At 45.0% G+C, this 16,934-nt stretch carries 18 protein-coding genes; 8 read left to right on the top strand and 10 right to left on the bottom strand.

What is annotated here, in order from left to right; translation table 11 throughout:
• Positions 1-47 precede the first annotated feature (47 nt).
• Genes AB5123_RS05020 through AB5123_RS05010 form a run of 3 tightly spaced genes read right to left on the bottom strand, consistent with a single transcriptional unit; the run spans position 48 to position 2,801 of the window.
• On the bottom strand, positions 48-1,532 hold the full coding sequence (locus AB5123_RS05020) for a hypothetical protein (RefSeq protein ID WP_368364578.1): 1,485 nt from the start codon (positions 1,530-1,532) through the stop codon (positions 48-50).
• Positions 1,513-2,427, bottom strand: a complete 915-nt coding sequence (locus tag AB5123_RS05015) for an ABC transporter ATP-binding protein (RefSeq protein ID WP_368364577.1) — start codon at positions 2,425-2,427, stop codon at positions 1,513-1,515. The genes AB5123_RS05020 and AB5123_RS05015 overlap by 20 nt, the downstream gene beginning before the upstream one ends.
• The gene (locus AB5123_RS05010; protein WP_046439432.1) at positions 2,424-2,801 is read right to left on the bottom strand and encodes a GntR family transcriptional regulator; all 378 of its coding nucleotides are present in this window, start codon (positions 2,799-2,801) and stop codon (positions 2,424-2,426) included. The genes AB5123_RS05015 and AB5123_RS05010 overlap by 4 nt, the downstream gene beginning before the upstream one ends.
• Before the next feature lie 366 nt (positions 2,802-3,167).
• On the opposite strand from AB5123_RS05010, the gene AB5123_RS05005 reads away from it, so the two are divergent.
• From AB5123_RS05005 to AB5123_RS04995, 3 genes are all read left to right on the top strand, one after another.
• Positions 3,168-4,166, top strand: coding sequence for an aldolase catalytic domain-containing protein (locus AB5123_RS05005; protein ID WP_178086269.1), 999 nt, complete (start codon positions 3,168-3,170; stop codon positions 4,164-4,166).
• A gap of 200 nt (positions 4,167-4,366) precedes the next feature.
• Positions 4,367-4,927 (top strand): RNA polymerase sigma factor, encoded by a 561-nt coding sequence (locus AB5123_RS05000; protein ID WP_022287725.1) that lies wholly within the window; start codon positions 4,367-4,369, stop codon positions 4,925-4,927.
• The gene (locus tag AB5123_RS04995; RefSeq protein ID WP_195220931.1) at positions 4,924-6,396 is read left to right on the top strand and encodes a hypothetical protein; all 1,473 of its coding nucleotides are present in this window, start codon (positions 4,924-4,926) and stop codon (positions 6,394-6,396) included. Before AB5123_RS05000 ends, AB5123_RS04995 begins: the two co-directional genes overlap by 4 nt.
• Before the next feature lie 90 nt (positions 6,397-6,486).
• Here the strand turns inward: AB5123_RS04995 and AB5123_RS04990 are convergent, their stop codons facing one another.
• The gene (locus tag AB5123_RS04990; protein ID WP_195220932.1) at positions 6,487-7,035 is read right to left on the bottom strand and encodes a hypothetical protein; all 549 of its coding nucleotides are present in this window, start codon (positions 7,033-7,035) and stop codon (positions 6,487-6,489) included.
• Positions 7,036-7,174: 139 nt separating this feature from the next.
• Between AB5123_RS04990 and AB5123_RS04985 the strand changes: the two genes are divergently transcribed.
• The 5 genes from AB5123_RS04985 to AB5123_RS04965 all read left to right on the top strand — a co-directional run bounded on the left by AB5123_RS04985 (position 7,175) and on the right by AB5123_RS04965 (position 10,017).
• Positions 7,175-7,369, top strand: coding sequence for a hypothetical protein (locus AB5123_RS04985; RefSeq protein WP_117897322.1), 195 nt, complete (start codon positions 7,175-7,177; stop codon positions 7,367-7,369).
• A gap of 64 nt (positions 7,370-7,433) precedes the next feature.
• Positions 7,434-8,165, top strand: a complete 732-nt coding sequence (gene fabG / locus AB5123_RS04980; RefSeq protein WP_286960911.1) for a 3-oxoacyl-ACP reductase FabG — start codon at positions 7,434-7,436, stop codon at positions 8,163-8,165.
• A 454-nt stretch (positions 8,166-8,619) separates the two neighbouring features.
• On the top strand, positions 8,620-9,195 hold the full coding sequence (locus AB5123_RS04975) for a M15 family metallopeptidase (RefSeq protein ID WP_349197721.1): 576 nt from the start codon (positions 8,620-8,622) through the stop codon (positions 9,193-9,195).
• Positions 9,196-9,308: 113 nt separating this feature from the next.
• Positions 9,309-9,461 (top strand): hypothetical protein, encoded by a 153-nt coding sequence (locus AB5123_RS04970; RefSeq protein WP_022287719.1) that lies wholly within the window; start codon positions 9,309-9,311, stop codon positions 9,459-9,461.
• Between the two features lie 184 nt (positions 9,462-9,645).
• On the top strand, positions 9,646-10,017 hold the full coding sequence (locus AB5123_RS04965) for a metal-dependent transcriptional regulator (RefSeq protein ID WP_022287718.1): 372 nt from the start codon (positions 9,646-9,648) through the stop codon (positions 10,015-10,017).
• A gap of 87 nt (positions 10,018-10,104) precedes the next feature.
• On the opposite strand, the gene dnaJ is transcribed toward AB5123_RS04965, so the two are convergent.
• The 6 genes from dnaJ to AB5123_RS04935 form a co-directional block, all read right to left on the bottom strand.
• Entirely contained in the window at positions 10,105-11,256 is a 1,152-nt protein-coding gene (gene dnaJ, locus AB5123_RS04960) for a molecular chaperone DnaJ (RefSeq protein WP_022287717.1), read from the bottom strand.
• A gap of 157 nt (positions 11,257-11,413) precedes the next feature.
• Positions 11,414-13,288 (bottom strand): molecular chaperone DnaK, encoded by a 1,875-nt coding sequence (dnaK, locus tag AB5123_RS04955; RefSeq protein WP_041337396.1) that lies wholly within the window; start codon positions 13,286-13,288, stop codon positions 11,414-11,416.
• A 63-nt stretch (positions 13,289-13,351) separates the two neighbouring features.
• On the bottom strand, positions 13,352-13,924 hold the full coding sequence (gene grpE / locus AB5123_RS04950) for a nucleotide exchange factor GrpE (protein WP_243246465.1): 573 nt from the start codon (positions 13,922-13,924) through the stop codon (positions 13,352-13,354).
• Between the two features lie 22 nt (positions 13,925-13,946).
• On the bottom strand, positions 13,947-14,975 hold the full coding sequence (hrcA, locus tag AB5123_RS04945; RefSeq protein ID WP_046439417.1) for a heat-inducible transcriptional repressor HrcA: 1,029 nt from the start codon (positions 14,973-14,975) through the stop codon (positions 13,947-13,949).
• Between the two features lie 251 nt (positions 14,976-15,226).
• Positions 15,227-15,961, bottom strand: coding sequence for a hypothetical protein (locus tag AB5123_RS04940; protein ID WP_368364576.1), 735 nt, complete (start codon positions 15,959-15,961; stop codon positions 15,227-15,229).
• A 29-nt stretch (positions 15,962-15,990) separates the two neighbouring features.
• On the bottom strand, positions 15,991-16,815 hold the full coding sequence (locus AB5123_RS04935; protein WP_195220937.1) for a hypothetical protein: 825 nt from the start codon (positions 16,813-16,815) through the stop codon (positions 15,991-15,993).
• Between the last annotated feature and the right edge of the window lie 119 nt (positions 16,816-16,934).

Below are 16,934 nucleotides of genomic sequence, written 5' to 3'. Positions count from 1 at the left end.
AACAGAAAGATAAAACCCCCTTGGAGCGTGGCTCTGAGGGGGTTTTGTTAGTCATAGTATTCTTTCGTTTCAAGATAGGATATTTGTTCCGGTGAAATGAAATCAAGGGCTTTTATTTCCTCTGCCACCTGCTCGGTACTGTTCTTTGTCAGCCTGACGTCAATGTCGATCACATCAATGATGCTGTTATTGTCGCTGTAAATATCGTCCGAATTACGGGTGTATAAAGTTATGGAGGCGAAGTTGCCTGCAAGGTTGCGGTTTTTCAGACAGTCGATATAATCGCTAAAGCTCTTTTCACGGCTGTCCAGAGCTTTAATGTAAATGTCTGTAAGCTGCTCAGCCTGCTCTTTAGTGAGAGTTTTTCTGCCTTCTGGGTTTTTGTAGCTTGAGGTATAGGTCATTATATCTTCGTCTGTCTGCACCCACACCCAAACGTCGTCATAGTCGGTGAGCACTGACAGGTCAGGCTTGCCAGCGAAACCGTCGCAAAGATATGAAATGAAGTTAAAGGCAAATATCATGATCATATATACAGCAAAGACTGCTATCCATTTTACGAATTTCGCTATTGTCAAGGTGCTCTTTGCAGAGAATATCCTTATAAGAAGGTAGCTCAGTAGCACCACTGGCAGCAGAACTATGTTGTCAGGATCGGAAAGAACGTAGGTCGTCACGGTCACAATGCCGAGGATAAGAACTATCTCACGAAAAGCGGTGAATACAAATGGCTTGCCTGTGGCTCTGCCGTCACGCTTTTTGTAGATGAAATACAGCAGGCATATGAGTGCTGCCGAAAGCAGCGAGCTGCCCATGAGCATTAAAACCAGTGCGTTTGAATAGCCGTTATCCATAAGATAAGCAGGAAATGCACTCCACGCAAACCACTTATCTGTAATGATTTCAATATCATCACTGCCTCGTGTTGAGAAAATGCTGATAGATGAAAGAACTATGCACCTTGGCAGTATCGCCTCACAGGCTGTTATTATCACAGCTGTGTATATGACCTCCGCAAGCCTGCCGCAGCAGACAAGACACAGTATCACAACAAGGTCAACGAACAGGCAGGTAGAAAGCTCAGTGAGAAACAGCACTGCGGCATACCTTGCAAGTATCTTCAAAGATAGATCGGTGGTTATGATAGTGGAAATAAACTGAATGATGTTCCAAAAAACTACAGGCAAGATGTGCAGCTTTACAAGTGTGCAAAGCTTTGAGAAAAAGCGTTCCTTTGCACCTGCGGGCAGTGAGTAGGCAAGGTCTGCGTGACTTTTGCTGTAGCTCTCATGGAAAAGAGCGAACACAGTGAAAACTCCGCACAGTGCGACAGCGGCAACGCCAACGTATGCAAGGTCAGAACCCTCATAATGGTTTGTTGCACTTTCGCTGTAGTAGGTGATAAACTTTCGCATTGACATCTGCATTATAAAGTTCATGAACAGCACAAGGTTTGTGATGATGAAAAGCAGTTTGTTTACTCTGAAGTCACGGCGTGAGGTCTTTATTATTCTATTCTTCACTGACAGCATATCCACGCACCTCCATTTCGTAAATGAAAATCTCTTCAAGTGTGAGAGGGACAAGCTCCAGAACGGCAGGGGAGAGAGCAGAAAGCTTGGCGGTGATATCCGCCTTGTCGCCCTTTGTTATCACTGTGGAAACTCTGCCCAAGGTCTTGAAGCTCAGGACTTCGACGCCTGCGTTTTCTATGGCGGAGCGGTCAAGCTCGCCCTCAGGCAAGGCTATCTGCACCTTTTCAAAGCCCTCTCTTACATCATCGATATCCTTGGCGAAAATGACCTCGCCTTTGTGCAGGAGCATTGCTTTGTCGCAAAGCTCGCCTATCTCGGTGATGTTGTGGGAGGACACCACAAGGGTCGCACCACGGTCGAAAATATCGTCAACTATCATTGTACGGATAAGCTTTCGCATGGCAGGGTCAAGGCCGTCAAAAGCCTCGTCAAGGAGGATATACTTTGTTCGGCAGGCAAGTGCAGCCGCAACGATAGCCTGCCTTTTCATGCCCTTTGAAAACTGTGACAGCGGTTTCTTCCGTGGCAGGTCAAGCTTTGTCACAAGCTCGTCAAAGACCTCTTCATCGAAGCGTGGGTAGGTGAGCTTAAAAAAGCCTTTAAGGTCGTTTACTGACAGCCTTGAAAACTGCACAGTTTCGTCGCTGACAAAAAAGATGTTTTCTTTCGCCTGCGGCTGGTCATAGACGGCTTTTCCGTCTATTGTGACGCTTCCGCTGTCGGGACGGTATATTCCGCTTATGACACGCAAAAGCGTGGATTTTCCTGCACCGTTTGAGCCTACAAAGCCGTATATGCAGCCCTCGGGGATATCCAGGGTGACGGCTTTCAGTGCCTCGTGATCTTCGTCTGCGTTTTTGAATGTAAGTGACAGGTCTTTTATTTCTATCATTCTTTGTCACTCCTTTCTTTCTGTTCCTCCGCCAGTTCTTCAAGGACGGAGGTAAGCGATCCAAGGCTTATGCCTGCCTGCATTGCGGCGGCGGCATGGAGCTTAAATTCTTCCAGCAATTTTTTCTCTATAGAGCCTTTCTGCTTTGCCACAAAGCAGCCTTTTCCTGCCACAGAATAGATTATCTCGTCATGCTCAAGTCTACTGTAGGCTTTGGCGACTGTGTTTGGATTCAGACCCAGTTCCTTTGCCAACATTCTTGAGCTTGGCAGCTTATCGTTTTCTTTCAGCACGCCTTTTGATATAAGGCTTGAGAACTGGCTGCATATCTGTTCGTAGATAGGTGCTCTTCCTGTAAGATCAAGCGTTATCACCTTGAATACCTCCTTTCGATTTTGTTGTTTCGTTTCATTTGTTCTGCTGTACTAACTGTATTATCTGTTGTAGTACACTTAGAGTATACAACTATAAGTCTGATTTGTCAAGGAGCGTGGATATTTTTCAGCACTTATCACAATACTGCGTCGTTTTGATAGTTGGAAATGTACAAAAGTTCAGGCTTGAGGGAGGGAAATATTATCAAAATGTAAAAAATGTGTTTAAAGGGCTTTGGGACTATTGACAGGGATGAAAAATAGTGCTATACTTTAATACATAAAAGCTTAAAAGCATAAAACCTTTAAAGCGATGAATTTATACAGACATGGTAAGGGTCTGTTTTGGGAAAGGAAGTAATCACAATGGCAAATCAGGCAAAGACAATAAATCAGAAAGGTGACCTTATGTCATACCGTCCTGATATAAAGCTTCTGGACGCAACTATCCGTGACGGAGGTCTTGTAAATAATTTTGGATTTTCAGACGAGTTTGTAAAAGAACTCTATAAAACTAACATAAAATCAGGCGTTGAATACATGGAGTTCGGCTACAAGGCTTCTAAGGAGCTTTTTGACGTTAAGGAGTTCGGTAAGTGGAAGTTCTGTGATGAGGAGGATATCAGAGCTATCGTTGGTGAGAATGACAGTCCGCTGAAACTTTCTGTTATGGCTGACGTTGGCAGATGTGATTTCAAGAAAGATATCCTGCCAAAGAGCGAGAGCGTTATCGACATGATAAGAATCGCAACATATACTCATCAGATGCCTGGTGCGCTGGAGATGATAAACTACTGTCATGATATGGGCTATGAAACTACTATCAACATCATGGCTGTTTCTGCGAGCCGTGAGGACGATATCGCACAGGCTCTTGACCTTGTGGCAAAAAGCCCTGTTGACGTTATCTATCTTGTTGACAGCTACGGCTCACTTTTCCCAGAGCAGGTGAGAAGACTTACTGCGCAGTATTGCGAGGTGGCTGAGGCTAGTGGCAAAAAGGTGGGCGTTCATATGCACAACAATCAGCAGCTCGCTTTTGCAAACACTATCGAGAGCATTTCTCACGGCGCAAGCTTTGCGGACGCTACAATGAGCGGAATGGGCAGAGGTGCAGGAAACTGCTTTATGGAGCAGATGCTCAGCTTCCTGAGAAATCCTAACTACAAGCTTACTCCTACACTGAAATTTGTTGAAAAGTACGTTGCTGAGGAGAGGGCAAAGGGTTCACAGTGGGGATATGACGTGCCTTATATGCTCACAGGTGCGCTCAACCGCCACCCTCGTGCGGCTATCGCTTTCCTGAAAGACAACAGAACAGATTACAACGAATTGTATATGGATCTTCTTAACGAGTTGTCATAAAATCATTCTTCATATAAACGGCGTTTCCATAGTGATGTGGGACGTCGTTTTTGTGTTGCATAATTCTTTATCATATGTTATAATTATTTTATGTTTTCATAAAACCTTTTGGCGGATATCTCGTCATTATAGATGAAAGGACTTTCAATGAAGTTAGGCGTGTCTTGTGAGGTGTTGCTTAAATGTAAGGGGGCGGAAAAATGGAGGACAGCAGGATAATTGAGCTTTATGAAAGCAGAGATCAGCAGGCTATTTCACAATCGGATATGAAATACGGCGGATACTGTTATTCTGTGGGTTACAATATTCTTGGAGTCAGGGAGGACACGGAGGAGTGCGTGAACGAAACCTGGCTCAGGGCATGGAACTCCATTCCGCCACAGAAACCCAGAATGCTGTCGGCATTTTTCGGGCGGATAACAAGAAATATCGCATTTGACAGATATCGTGCGTCAAAGGCCGCAAAGCGTGGAAAAGGTGAGATAGCGGCGGTCTTGGAGGAGCTTGACGAGTGCATACCTGACAATGACACCACCGAGAGTCTTTGCGACGGCAGACATCTTGAGGGGCTTATAAACGAATTTCTTGGCGAGTTGCAGGAGAGAGACAGAAATATATTTCTCCAGCGATATTGGTTTGCAACGCCTATAAAAGAGATATCAAAAAAGTATGCTATGAACCTGAACACAGTTAAGGCGAGCCTTTTCAGAAGCAGAAATAAGTTAAAGGCTTTGCTTGAAAAGGAGGGAGTTCTTTTATGAAAACAACAGGAGAGGATATTTTCAAGGCTTTGGAAAATGTTGACGAGCATTACATTGAAGAATGCAGACAGAGCGGCAGCGGCGTAAAGATAAAAAACATATGGACAAAGTGGGCGGCTGTGGCGGCCTGCGGTGTTATCGCTGCGGCGACGGGTGTTATGATGTTTGCAGGCAAGTCGGATAAAGATATAAAGGCAAAGTCTGCGGCTGACCAGCAGATGGCAGACGAGGAAGCAACAGTGTCATATAGAGTTCCTTGGGACGAATATGCAATGAATGCAAAATATGAGACGTTTGAATATAACGATGTGGAATATGTTTCAATGGGACATGTTGATAAGTCTTTTCTTGACAGCAAGCTCACCACCATGACTCTTGAAACGGAAAACTATGAGACAAACAAAAAGGAAACAACAAAAGCGGATATTTATTCAATAAAGGACTTGTCACCAAGCGTTTATCTGGCGGTGGTCTTTGATGACGGCTCTGTGGCGTGGTATGATGATTGGGAATACTCACCTGATTACAAAGTCGATATGACCCTTGATGACATAATAAATGACGTAAGTCTTGATAAAACGGCTCGTGTGGACTATGCTTACAATGATGCAGGAATGGGCAGGCTCAGAAAGTATACTAATATTGACCTCTCAAAGCTGCTTGACCTGTTAAAGGACGATAATGGTTCATACAATGCGGTCTATGAGGGAGACGCTTATGAGAGCGACCCTGATATTAATTTGTCGGTAACAAATGATGATGAATATTACATTGAGGGCGGAATAACAATAAGCTTCTATGTAGAAAGACTTGACGTCAACGGTACGGCTTATTTTACTGCTAACGGAGATCTGTATGTTCAGCTTTTTGCAGGAGATATATTAAAATTTGATATAGGCGGTGAAAAGGCAGAAAAGCTTGAAAACTGGCTCAATGAGAACTGCGAATATACTGACGTAAAGAAAAACGCTGAGGTCGCTGACGATGTTGACCCTAGTGAGAAAGCTGTGACTTCTGTTGCCAAGGACGATTCTGATATGGCTGACGAAGTTGATATTGGATATATCGACTATTTTGAGGACGTTGGGGACAATACCTTTACAACAAAGGACGGCAGGCTCACGGCGAAATACTCCTATGAGGTAAGCGGAGGCGAGTTCATAAGCCATATTACCTACACAAACAACTGGGACAAGGACATGGCGCTTGACTTCACGACTGACCAGTATATCACCACAGAGGACAGTAAGGGCAATTCCACGAGCTATGGCGAAAATGGCGACAGAAACACCATGAACACTTTGCTCAAAGCCGGAGAGAGCTACACGTATGACAACAAGACGGATATTGGTGCCGACTACGTGAAAGGCACGGCAAAGATAACGCTTATCGCAAACACTGCAAGCGATAAAAACTGCAATGGAGTAAACTATGTGACGCTAAAAGATATAGAGATAGATTTTCAGTAATGAAATAGTTTAATGTATAGTGGAGAACTGAGTTTTTTCGATAAAAAAGATAAAAGCCTGTCGTATCGGACTGATACGGCAGGCTTGATTTTATTTGTGCTTGTAGACCACACGCTCTTTTACGTCTATCTGCTTGTAGGATATTTTGAAGCCTATCCATGTGGCAAACGGATAAAGGAGAGGGAAAATTGCTGTCATTATAAAAACCAGCGGTGACATATCCTTAACGTCGGCTGAATGGGCAGCCCAATCTATAAGAGGATAGAAGCAGGCGTCGAGAAGCTTATAGGCAGGCATGAAGTTGAACGAACCGCTGAATTTTGATATCATCAGCAGTATCATTGTTATGTAGCATGGTATGCTTGCAATAAGACCAAGTGTGAAGCCATAGTTAGGGCAATCCTTTTCACCGTGGAAGGTGACCTTATTTCTGGCTTCCTCTCCCTGTTTCAGACCAAAGTCAGCCATAAGGCAGACCACTGTGAGAAGTCCTGTAAGACCGAAAATTATATTTGCCAATGCACCGAAAGGCTTTGCAACTGCGATAAAAAAGAGAAATACGAAAATTCCGAAGAACTCTGTTTCCACCCATTTCAGCAGTGCGGTGAGTATAGCTTTTTGTTTGTTGTATTTTTCCATTTTAATACTCCCGATAAAAAAATAGTATAAGATGATTATACCACGTTATCGTGATATTTTCAACTGTTATGCAGATTTTTCATCTGATAATCACAAAAGCTTCGGGCAGGATAATAACATAAAAAGGAGAGTGATAGCCATGAAAAAGCGTGACAAGAGTCGTTTCCCGCAGGCGACAGACGGAACGAAGGTATACAAGCCCCATGATGTTATCTCGGCAGGTCAGGAATATGTTGTGACGGACAATTACACTGCGCCAAACGGCAGAGTATACAATCGTCAGGAGCAGAATGCAGGCTGGGCGAGAAAATGGGTAGACGAGAACGAAAAGTAGCCGTTGAAAAACCTCCGCAGGTGTGATATAATTACAGTATATCATAATCTGTGGGGGTATTTTTATGAAAAAGACAGCATTGGTAACAGGTGGCTCTGGTGGGATAGGCTCGGAGATATGCAGGGCGCTTGCTGAGGACGGCTGGCAGGTGGCTGTATGCTACAAGAATGGCAGGGCTGCGGCGGAAGCTTTGGTATCTGAGCTTAAAGAGCGTGGCTTATGTGCAGAGGTTTTTTACTGCGACATTGGCGACAAGGACAGTATAGATAAATGCGTGGCGGAAGTCAGGGACAGTTTGGGCTTTGTTACGCTTCTTGTAAACAACGCAGGCACAGCGGATATAGAGCTTTTCACTGACATGACTGACGAGAAGCTATGCGAGATGATGAACGTGAATCTGCTTGGCGCAATGCGTATGAGCAGGGCGGTGCTTCCTGAGATGATAAGGGAACACAGTGGAAATGTGATAAATATAACCTCTGTATGGGGCGAAAAGGGAGCTTCCTGCGAGGTTGCATACTCGGCGGCAAAGGCTGGGCTTATAGGATTTACGAAGGCGTTGGCGAGGGAAGTTGCCATAAGCGGTATAAGGGTGAACTGCGTATCATGCGGAATGATAGACACGAAAATGAACGGCGAGCTGACGGAGGAAGATGTTCGTGTGATAGTTGATGACATACCGGCAGGCAGGATAGGCAAGCCGAGAGATGTGGCGAATGTTGTGCGTTTTCTCAGTGGAGAGGGAGCAGATTACATTCACGGGCAGGTCGTCAGAGTTGACGGTTGCTGGATATAGGTCACTCGCCGTGACGGGCATTTTACGCTGCAATTTGTGATATGATGTAATTTTGCACCGCTTTTTGAAATGTGTAGGGGAGCGATGCCATGGTTGTCATATCCTTGATGCCAAATTATTTTTGGGTGACATTGTGTGATATTTTTCAACAATTCAACGGGCGAGAAATATCGGGCTGTCGCATTTCGGTGAAACCGAAATTGAGCCAAGCCCCTACAATTCTGAATTTCTACAAGTTCTGAGAACGGGCGAACGATGTTCGCCCCTACAGATTATTCTGGCAGGTTTGTTGTGCCGCAAAATCGCTACGCTTGGTGCTTGTGCACAACTTTGGTCAGCTATGCTAATTCCTCACTCCTTACTCCTCATTTAGCTTCGCCGTGTATACTCTCCACACGCATCTGCATATACTAAGTTAAAACATTTCTCCCCATCAGGACAAGGAGGTCAGTATATGGATTATCTTATGCTTGTGGATAAATTCAATCCCATAGATATGGGATTTTACGATCGTGTGGAGTTGACAGAGGTGAACGGCAAGTTTATGGAAGCTCAGGCAGGAAACAGGCTCAGGCTTCTGCTCAAAAAGGCGGAAGCTGACGGCATAAAGCTGAAAATTATTTCCGCCTATCGCTCTTTTGAATATCAGCAGATGCTTTGGGAGCGTGAAGTATCTCACGAAATGTGGGGCGGTCTGAGTTATGAAAAGGCTGTGGAAAAGGTGGGCAGAACTCTCGCTCTCCCCGGGTCAAGCGAACACAACACCGGGCTTGCTGTGGATCTCGGCAGAGAGGGTGACAATGATGTGAGCGACGATTTTTACAAGACGCCTGAATCTCGGTGGCTTTGTGCAAATGCCGCAGATTTCGGCTTTATCCTTCGTTATCCTCGCCTTAAAGAGCAGATGACCGGCATTGATTTTGAGCCGTGGCATTATCGTTATGTGGGCGTTGAAGCCGCTCGTATCATTGCCGCAGGCGGGCTTTGCCTTGAGGAATTTCTGCACTTTTACTCGGAAAAATATATCTGAAAATCCTGTGAAAATAATTGACAGAAAGAGCATTGTGTAGTATAATTATAACAAAGCTATGAGCGATAGCCGCAAGTTTTTGTATGCTATTGCGAAAGAAAGGAAGTTTTGTTATGTCAAACTATTCAAGAAAAAAGTCGTTCTGGACTTTAATGGGTGCGATGATACTTGTTGTTGCGTCAACTGCGCTTTTTGTATACAAATATTTTGAGGATAAGGAGCATGCCGAAAAGTGGAAAGACTATGAGGAGTGCGGTATACAGTAAATAACAGACAGCTTTAAAGGCACTGCTTTTTGTGAGCAGTGCCTTTGTATATCAACACAATTCATTGATGTAAAGTTTATCGAAATCGCTGAAAAAGCGTGCTTGCACTTGAAATGCGGTTTGAAATGTGATATAATAGTCGTAATGACCTGATGACAAACTTGTTCTAGGGAGGGACGTTATAATGCAGATAAGAGAATCAGCTGAAAATTATCTCGAAACGATACTTATTCTCAGCCAGCGCAAGGGCAAAGGCGAGGTAAGAAGCATAGATATAGTAAACGAACTTGAGTTTTCAAAGCCGAGCGTAAGTGTGGCAATGAAAAATCTCCGTGAGAACGGCTATATAACTGTCGACAAGGACGGTTATATTCGTTTGACAGACAAGGGCTTGGAGATAGCCGAGAAAATGTATGAGCGTCATACGTTGCTTTCACAGTGGCTCATAAAGCTTGGTGTTGACGAGAAAGTTGCAGTAGAGGACGCTTGCCGTATGGAACACGTTATCAGTGCGGAGTCCTTTGCGGCTATCAAAAAGCACACAGGTATGGCTTGATAAGATGATAATTGCCGTGGGTCTTCCTGCGGCATTTTTTTGCAAACAAAAAGGAGAACAGCCTTGTGCCGTTCTCCTTTTTTTTGGTTATTTGAATTTGTCTTTGAGCTTGTCAAAGAATGTTTTGCGCTTTGCGTAGTTCTTTTCACCGAGAGACTTTTCGTAGTCACGGAGCTTTTCTTTCTGCTCTTTGGTCAGATTGCGTGGAACTTCAACTGTTACACGAACGTAGTGGTCGCCGTGGTCGTTTCTGTTTACCTTCTTTATGCCCTTGCCTCTCAGACGGAACACTGTGCCTGTCTGTGTACCCTCCGGCACTGTGTATTTTACCTTGCCATCAACTGTAGGAACTGTTATCTCGTCACCGAGAGTAGCCTGTGCATAAGTAAGCGGTATCTCTGTCCACACGTCATAGCCGTCACGCTCGAAAATAGGGTCAGGTCGAACTGTAATGTTGATGTGCAGGTCGCCGTTAGGACCTCCGTTTATACCGCAGTTGCCCTCACCGCCTACTCTAAGTGTCTGACCATCGTCGATGCCGGCAGGAACGTTTATCTCCTTTTCAGATACCTTCTTTACTCTGCCCTGACCGTTGCAGGTATGGCAAGGGTTGTCGATTATCTGACCCTTACCGCCACAGCGACTGCAAGTCGTGGTCTGAGCGATGTTTCCGAAAGGCGTTCTCTGTGTTATCCTTACTGTACCAGTGCCGTGGCAGTCAGGACAGGTCTTAGGCGAAGAACCTGCGGCTGCGCCTGTGCCGTGACAGTCAGGACATTTTTCGGCTCTGTTTATGCGAAGTTTCACAGTCTTGCCCTTGCAGGCTTCCATGAAGTCAAGAACAACGTTCGCTCTTATATCCTCGCCGCGTCTTGGTGCGTTAGGGTTAGCAGAACGTCCGCCACCGAAGCCACCGCCAAATCCACCGAAAATGGAATCGAAAATATCGCCCATATCGCCAAATCCGCCGAAGCCTCCTGCACCTGCTCCACCGCCTGCACCGTAGTTCGGGTCTACGCCTGCGTGACCAAACTGGTCATATCTTGCTCTTTTATCTTTATCTGAAAGCACCTCATAAGCTTCATTTACTTCCTTGAACTTCTCCTCGCACTCTTTGTCGCCAGGGTGAAGGTCAGGGTGATACTGCTTTGCAAGCTTACGGAATGCCTTTTTTAATTCATCGTCTGTGGCAGTTTTAGAAACGCCAAGCACTTCATAGTAATCTCTTTTTTCAGCCATATAAACGCCCATGCTCTGTAAGCTGCAGATCGTGAAAGTCTTGGGGCATGGGCTTGCCTCCTTTTTGTAAGTATAGTCCTTTCACGCTTTTCACACAGCCTTTTAATACGGCAATAGCCCCTGCTCGAAAAATCGGAGCAGAGGCAGCCGTTATGATTTATTCTGCGTCAGTAAACTCAGCGTCTATAACGTCGTCGCCGCCGTTGTTTGAAGCGCCGCCGTTGCTGCCGCCATTTGCTCCGCCCATGTTGTTAGGGTCAAAGCCTGCGGCACCGCCTGCTGCCTGCTGTGCCTGTGCAGCCTGCTGATATACCTTAGTTGCAACGCCCTGGAATGTTTCCTCAAGCTCCTTGTGCTTAGCCTTGATAGCCTCGATATCAGTACCCTTGAGGGCTTCCTTAAGAGCGTCTATCTTAGCCTGACAAGCTGACTTGTCAGCAGCGTCTACCTTGTCGCCGAACTCGCCCAGTGACTTTTCAGCCTGGAAGCAAAGCTGATCAGCAGCGTTTCTTGCGTCAACGTCCTCTTTCTTCTTAGCGTCCTCTGCTGCATATGCCTCAGCTTCCTTGACAGCCTTATCTATATCGTCCTTAGACATATTTGTTGAAGAAGTGATCGTGATGTTCTGCTCCTTGCCTGTGCCAAGATCCTTAGCGGAAACGTGTACAATACCGTTAGCGTCGATATCGAATGTTACCTCGATCTGTGGAACACCTCTTGGAGCAGGAGCGATTCCGTCAAGTCTGAACATACCGAGCTGTTTGTTGTCCTTAGCGAACTCACGCTCACCCTGAAGTACGTTGATATCAACAGCTGACTGATTATCAGCGGCAGTTGAGAATATCTGTGACTTCTTTGTAGGTATAGTTGTGTTTCTCTCGATGATCTTTGTGCAGATACCGCCCATTGTTTCAAGACCAAGTGACAGTGGAGTTACATCGAGGAGGAGCAGACCGTCCTTAACATCGCCTGCAAGTACGCCGCCCTGATATGCAGCACCAAGTGCTACGCACTCATCTGGGTTGATGCCCTTGAATGGCTCTTTGCCAAGGAATTTCTTAACAGCTTCCTGAACGGCTGGTATTCTTGAAGAACCACCGACCATAAGGACTTTCTGAAGGTCGTTAGCTGACAGACCTGAGTCTGAAAGTGCCTGACGAACTGGTCCCATTGTTGACTCAACAAGGTCTGCTGTCATTTCGTTGAACTTAGCCTGTGTAAGTGTCATTTCAAGATGCTTTGGACCTGTAGCGTCTGCTGTGATGAATGGGAGAGAGATAGTTGATGATGCTGTAGATGAAAGCTCTATCTTAGCCTTCTCGGCAGCTTCCTTAAGTCTCTGCATTGCCATTTTATCACCTGAGAGGTCAACGCCCTCAGTCTTCTTGAACTCTGCGATCATCCAGTCGATAATTCTCTGGTCGAAGTCGTCGCCGCCCAGGTGGTTGTTACCTGCTGTGGCAAGAACTTCTGTAACACCGTCGCCCATTTCGATGATAGATACATCGAATGTACCGCCGCCAAGGTCGTAAACCATGACCTTCTGATCCTCTTCTTTATCAATACCGTAAGAAAGTGCAGCGGCTGTTGGCTCATTGATGATTCTCTTAACTGTCAGACCTGCGATCTGACCTGCGTCCTTAGTAGCCTGTCTTTGTGCGTCTGTGAAGTATGCAGGAACTGTGATAACAGCCTCTGTTACCTTTTCACCCAGATAAGCCTCAGCGTCAGCTTTCAGCTTCTGGAGTATCATAGCTGAGATCTCCTGTGGAGTGTAATCCTTGCCGCCCATGTGAGCCTTGTAGTCAGAGCCCATATGTCTTTTGATAGAAATTACAGTGTTGTCATAGTTTGTAACAGCCTGTCTTTTTGCTACCTGACCGATAAGTCTGTCGCCGTTCTTTGAAACGCCAACTACTGACGGAGTTGTTCTTGCACCCTCGCTGTTAGGGATAACAACGGCTTCGCCGCCCTCCATAACTGCTACACAAGAGTTTGTTGTACCTAAATCTATACCGATGATTTTGCTCATAAGATCAAGTCCTTTCAAAATTTACTTAATTTATATCAAGACCTTAAGTCCCGATGTCTTTGTTTATGGGTTTGCTACTATTACCATTGCGTGTCTTATGACCTTGCCGCCTATGGTGTAGCCGTTTTGAAGCACCTGCGCCACAATATTTTCACCCAGGTCAGGGTCGTCAACTGTGCTGACCGCCGTTGCAACGTTCGGGTCAAATTCCTTGCCCGCAAGCTCCATGACCTCAACGTTGAGCTTTTTCAGAGCGTCGCTGAACTGATTGAAGATCATTTCAACACCCTGTTTATAAACTGCGTCCTGAGTTTCTGTGCCTAACGCTCTTTCAAAGTTGTCAAACACCGGCAGGAAGCCGTTTATCACATTTCCCTTTGCTGTGTCTGTAAGCTCCAGTCTTTCCTTTGCGCTTCTTTTTCTGAAGTTATCATATTCAGCCATAAGTCTGAGATACTTGTCATTTGCTTCGGCAAGCTCTTTTTTCAGCTTTTCTGTTTCGCTCTCCTCCGCCTTTTTCTTTGTATCCTCAGTGGCATTTTCTGCGGTATCCGCCGCTTCTTTCACTTCTTCGCTTTCAGCAGAGGTGTTTTCCTCTTTTTCAAGCTCGGTGTCCTTTTCAGTTTCCTTACTCAATTTACGCCGCCTGCCTTTCTTTTTATTTATTTTCGTCATCTTCTTTGTTTTGCTCTTGTGGCTTTTCGGATATCATTTCCGATATCTTTCCTGTGAAATACTCGAGATATGGGATAAACTTCGCATAGTCGAGCCTCATAGGACCTATAAGCCCCAGCGCACCTGCTGTTTTGCCGTCCTTTGAGAACGGAGCTGTTATAATAGAGGAGTTGTGGATAACAAACCCGTCACGCTCAGGGGAGAACATAACGTGAAGCCCTGAGAACGTTTCGTCAATAAATCCTTTAAGCTCCTTCTGATTATCGAGAAAGCTTATTATCTCATTTTGGTTGAAGTCCTTGCAGGTGAGAAGATTACTCTGACCTTTGATAGACACGCTGCTCATTTCCTTTGTCATCTTCATTATCTCGGAAACAAGCGGTGAAAGGGTCATCATGTACGTTCCCATTGCTTCTGTGAGCTTTTCAAGATAAGCGTCCGAAAGACTGTCGATAGGCACGCCGTTGAGATTTTCCTTTACGAAGTTATCAAAAAACTCAAGCTGATCCTGACTGAGGTCGAACTCCAATCGGCAAACCTTATTCTTAATAGAGCCGTTGGACGTTATCATCAAAATAACGTACATTCTCTTTCCTGTAGGTATTACCTCTACCTTTGAGATAAGCGAGAACTTTGGCGTTGCGTTTGCGACCACCGCCGCACATTTCGTAAGATCCGCCAATGCCATTGAAGCCTTGTTCACAAGGTCTTCCTCTGTGACATATTCCTGCGGTATCATTGAATCCAGCATCTTCTTTTCATTTGCTGTAAGCTGGTTTTGCTCCATGAGCTGGTCAACATAAAGCCTGTAGCCCTTATATGTTGGTATTCTGCCTGCGGAGGTGTGTGGCTGTTCGAGATAGCCTTGCTTCTCAAGCTCTGCCATTTCATTTCTTATGGTCGCTGAGGACGCTTTGACGTGAGCCATTATCGCCTTTGAGCCTACAGGCTCGCCTGTTACGATATATTCATTGACTACCGCTGAAAGTATTTTCAGCTTGCGGTCGTCCATTTGCTCACCACCCGTTCTTCTTGTTAGCACTTATTGTATTTAAGTGTTAGCACTCTTTCTTCTCGAGTGCTAAGTATAGTTTATACCCTTTTGACGATTTTGTCAAGGGGTTTAAGACTATTTTTCTCACAAATTTTAAAAATATTTGAATTTCTTTTCCGTCATATTGCACAACACTTTGCTGAAAATGCAAAAAAGCGGGCAGACCGCAGTGGTCTGTCCGCCCGATGTTGGAAAAAGATCAGATAAAATTATTCTTTTGTATAAGCAGAAAGATCAGGAACAGCAAGCAGGCTGTCGTCTGCTTCGCCAATGGAATCTACAGTGAAGTAAACTGCACTTGATTCGTCAGCACCCTCTGGGAGCAGAACTACCTGCTTAAGGTCATATGTAGCGCCGTCAAAGCCGTAAACTATCTGACCCTCACCGCCTGAGACACTGCTGTCGAGGTTATAATACTCGTGAACAACGTTTGTTGTTGTGTCAATATATGCGTGGTCAAAATCGAGGGTCGCGCCGAAAAGAATGTCGGCTGACTTCCACTGATTTCCGTCGTCGTCCTCAATGCTGTAGGTAGTCGTGCCTTCTGAAACGTTGTAAAGCTTTCCGTCGCCAGGGCAAACTGTGTATGACTTCATGCCCTGAACTGTGAGTGCCTGATAAGCCTTGCCGTCCTTTATGCAGATAGTATACTTTGTGCCTTTGTTTGACATCTGACCTGTAAGGTTCGCAAGATAGTTGCCCTCATACTTGTCTTTCATCTGCTCGAAAGCTCTGAAATCACCGTCAACGTCATAATCCGTTGTGCCTACATTTGCGGGAGTGCTGTCAGCGTTGCTTTCAGCAGGAGCGGCAGACTCTGCGGCAGCCGTTGTTGTAGTAGTTGTTTCAGCCTTTGAAGAGCTTGCAGTATCGCTCTTAGTGCAGCCTGCCATTGCTGTACACATTGCCAAAGCTGCAATAATAGTTACCATTTTCTTGTTCATAATATTTTGCCTCCGAAAAATGACAAGAATCACTCGGCTGACTCAGCGCCTGACTCAACATCGAGTTCAGCGTCATAAGGGATATCTTCAGTGTCCTTATCGAAAGACTGCTCTGTCCAACTGTCAAAATCGTCAGGAAGCTTGACTTCAACGTTTTCAGTTGTGAATGAGTTTACTGTAACAGTAGTCGTTGAGCCGTCAGAGATAGTTTCTATCTTAACAATATCCTTTGTGTCAGCATTGAAGTAATACTTGAATGTTGTTGTGAAAGAATAATCGTCAGAATCGCTTGTGTCGAGAGTTACGCCTGATTCAAGCTCGATATCAGGATCTTCTGTGCTTTCAAAAGTTTCGCAGATAAGACCGTCGTCAGTTGTTTCAGAGCTTATGAACTTGTAGCTGTCGTTAATGCCGTAGCCTATCTCGCTCTTGAAGTCGTCGATAGATTCTTCCATATCAACAGTGTAATACGTTTTTGACTCGCTGTCAAGTGTGTACATAACTCCGTCGATATTATAGATATCCATATCCACGCCCATAAAGTTCATTTTCATGTGCATATTGCCGCCTGATATCTCAACAACAGCTGATGAATTGTCATATTCGCTTGCCACTGTCATGTCGATAGCAAGGCTCTCGCCCTGTATCTTCTTTGTATACTGCGCTGTGAGAGTATCCTCGAGATCTGTGGCTGTGCCTGCTTCTGAAGCAGTTGACTCGTCAGCGGCTGCGCTTGTTTCTGCCTTTGATGTGCTGTCTGCTTTTGATGAGCTTGAAGAACTGCTGTCAGAACAGCCTGCCATTACTGCGCATGACATTATAAGTGAAACGAGAAGTGCAGTTATTTTTTTCATTATAAATACCTCTTTCTAAAATTTTAATAAATTATTATTGTTATATAACCTATACTCAAAACTATAACATATTTCACAAATAACGTCAATAGATTTTGTGAAATATTTTTCTCTTTTCG

Source organism: Ruminococcus sp. RTP21204st1_B2_RTP21204_210225 (genome assembly GCF_040914135.1).
Classification (GTDB): domain Bacteria; phylum Bacillota; class Clostridia; order Oscillospirales; family Ruminococcaceae; genus Hominimerdicola; species Hominimerdicola aceti.
The sequence above is the reverse complement of the archived record's forward strand: the minus strand, read 5'-3'. Positions and strand labels throughout refer to the sequence as shown.

Coding starts and splice junctions, on each gene's coding strand:
- AB5123_RS04995 (WP_195220931.1), top strand. CDS start 4,924: ATGAAAACAACAGGAGAGGATATTTTCAAGGCTTTGGAAAATGTTGAC.
- AB5123_RS05005 (WP_178086269.1), top strand. CDS start 3,168: ATGGCAAATCAGGCAAAGACAATAAATCAGAAAGGTGACCTTATGTCA.
- AB5123_RS04935 (WP_195220937.1), bottom strand. CDS start 16,815: ATGAAAAAAATAACTGCACTTCTCGTTTCACTTATAATGTCATGCGCA.
- AB5123_RS04975 (WP_349197721.1), top strand. CDS start 8,620: ATGGATTATCTTATGCTTGTGGATAAATTCAATCCCATAGATATGGGA.
- AB5123_RS04970 (WP_022287719.1), top strand. CDS start 9,309: ATGTCAAACTATTCAAGAAAAAAGTCGTTCTGGACTTTAATGGGTGCG.
- AB5123_RS05000 (WP_022287725.1), top strand. CDS start 4,367: ATGGAGGACAGCAGGATAATTGAGCTTTATGAAAGCAGAGATCAGCAG.
- AB5123_RS04965 (WP_022287718.1), top strand. CDS start 9,646: ATGCAGATAAGAGAATCAGCTGAAAATTATCTCGAAACGATACTTATT.
- AB5123_RS04990 (WP_195220932.1), bottom strand. CDS start 7,035: ATGGAAAAATACAACAAACAAAAAGCTATACTCACCGCACTGCTGAAA.
- fabG (WP_286960911.1), top strand. CDS start 7,434: ATGAAAAAGACAGCATTGGTAACAGGTGGCTCTGGTGGGATAGGCTCG.
- AB5123_RS04940 (WP_368364576.1), bottom strand. CDS start 15,961: ATGAACAAGAAAATGGTAACTATTATTGCAGCTTTGGCAATGTGTACA.
- AB5123_RS05015 (WP_368364577.1), bottom strand. CDS start 2,427: ATGATAGAAATAAAAGACCTGTCACTTACATTCAAAAACGCAGACGAA.
- AB5123_RS04985 (WP_117897322.1), top strand. CDS start 7,175: ATGAAAAAGCGTGACAAGAGTCGTTTCCCGCAGGCGACAGACGGAACG.
- dnaK (WP_041337396.1), bottom strand. CDS start 13,288: ATGAGCAAAATCATCGGTATAGATTTAGGTACAACAAACTCTTGTGTA.
- AB5123_RS05020 (WP_368364578.1), bottom strand. CDS start 1,532: ATGCTGTCAGTGAAGAATAGAATAATAAAGACCTCACGCCGTGACTTC.
- hrcA (WP_046439417.1), bottom strand. CDS start 14,975: ATGGACGACCGCAAGCTGAAAATACTTTCAGCGGTAGTCAATGAATAT.
- dnaJ (WP_022287717.1), bottom strand. CDS start 11,256: ATGGCTGAAAAAAGAGATTACTATGAAGTGCTTGGCGTTTCTAAAACT.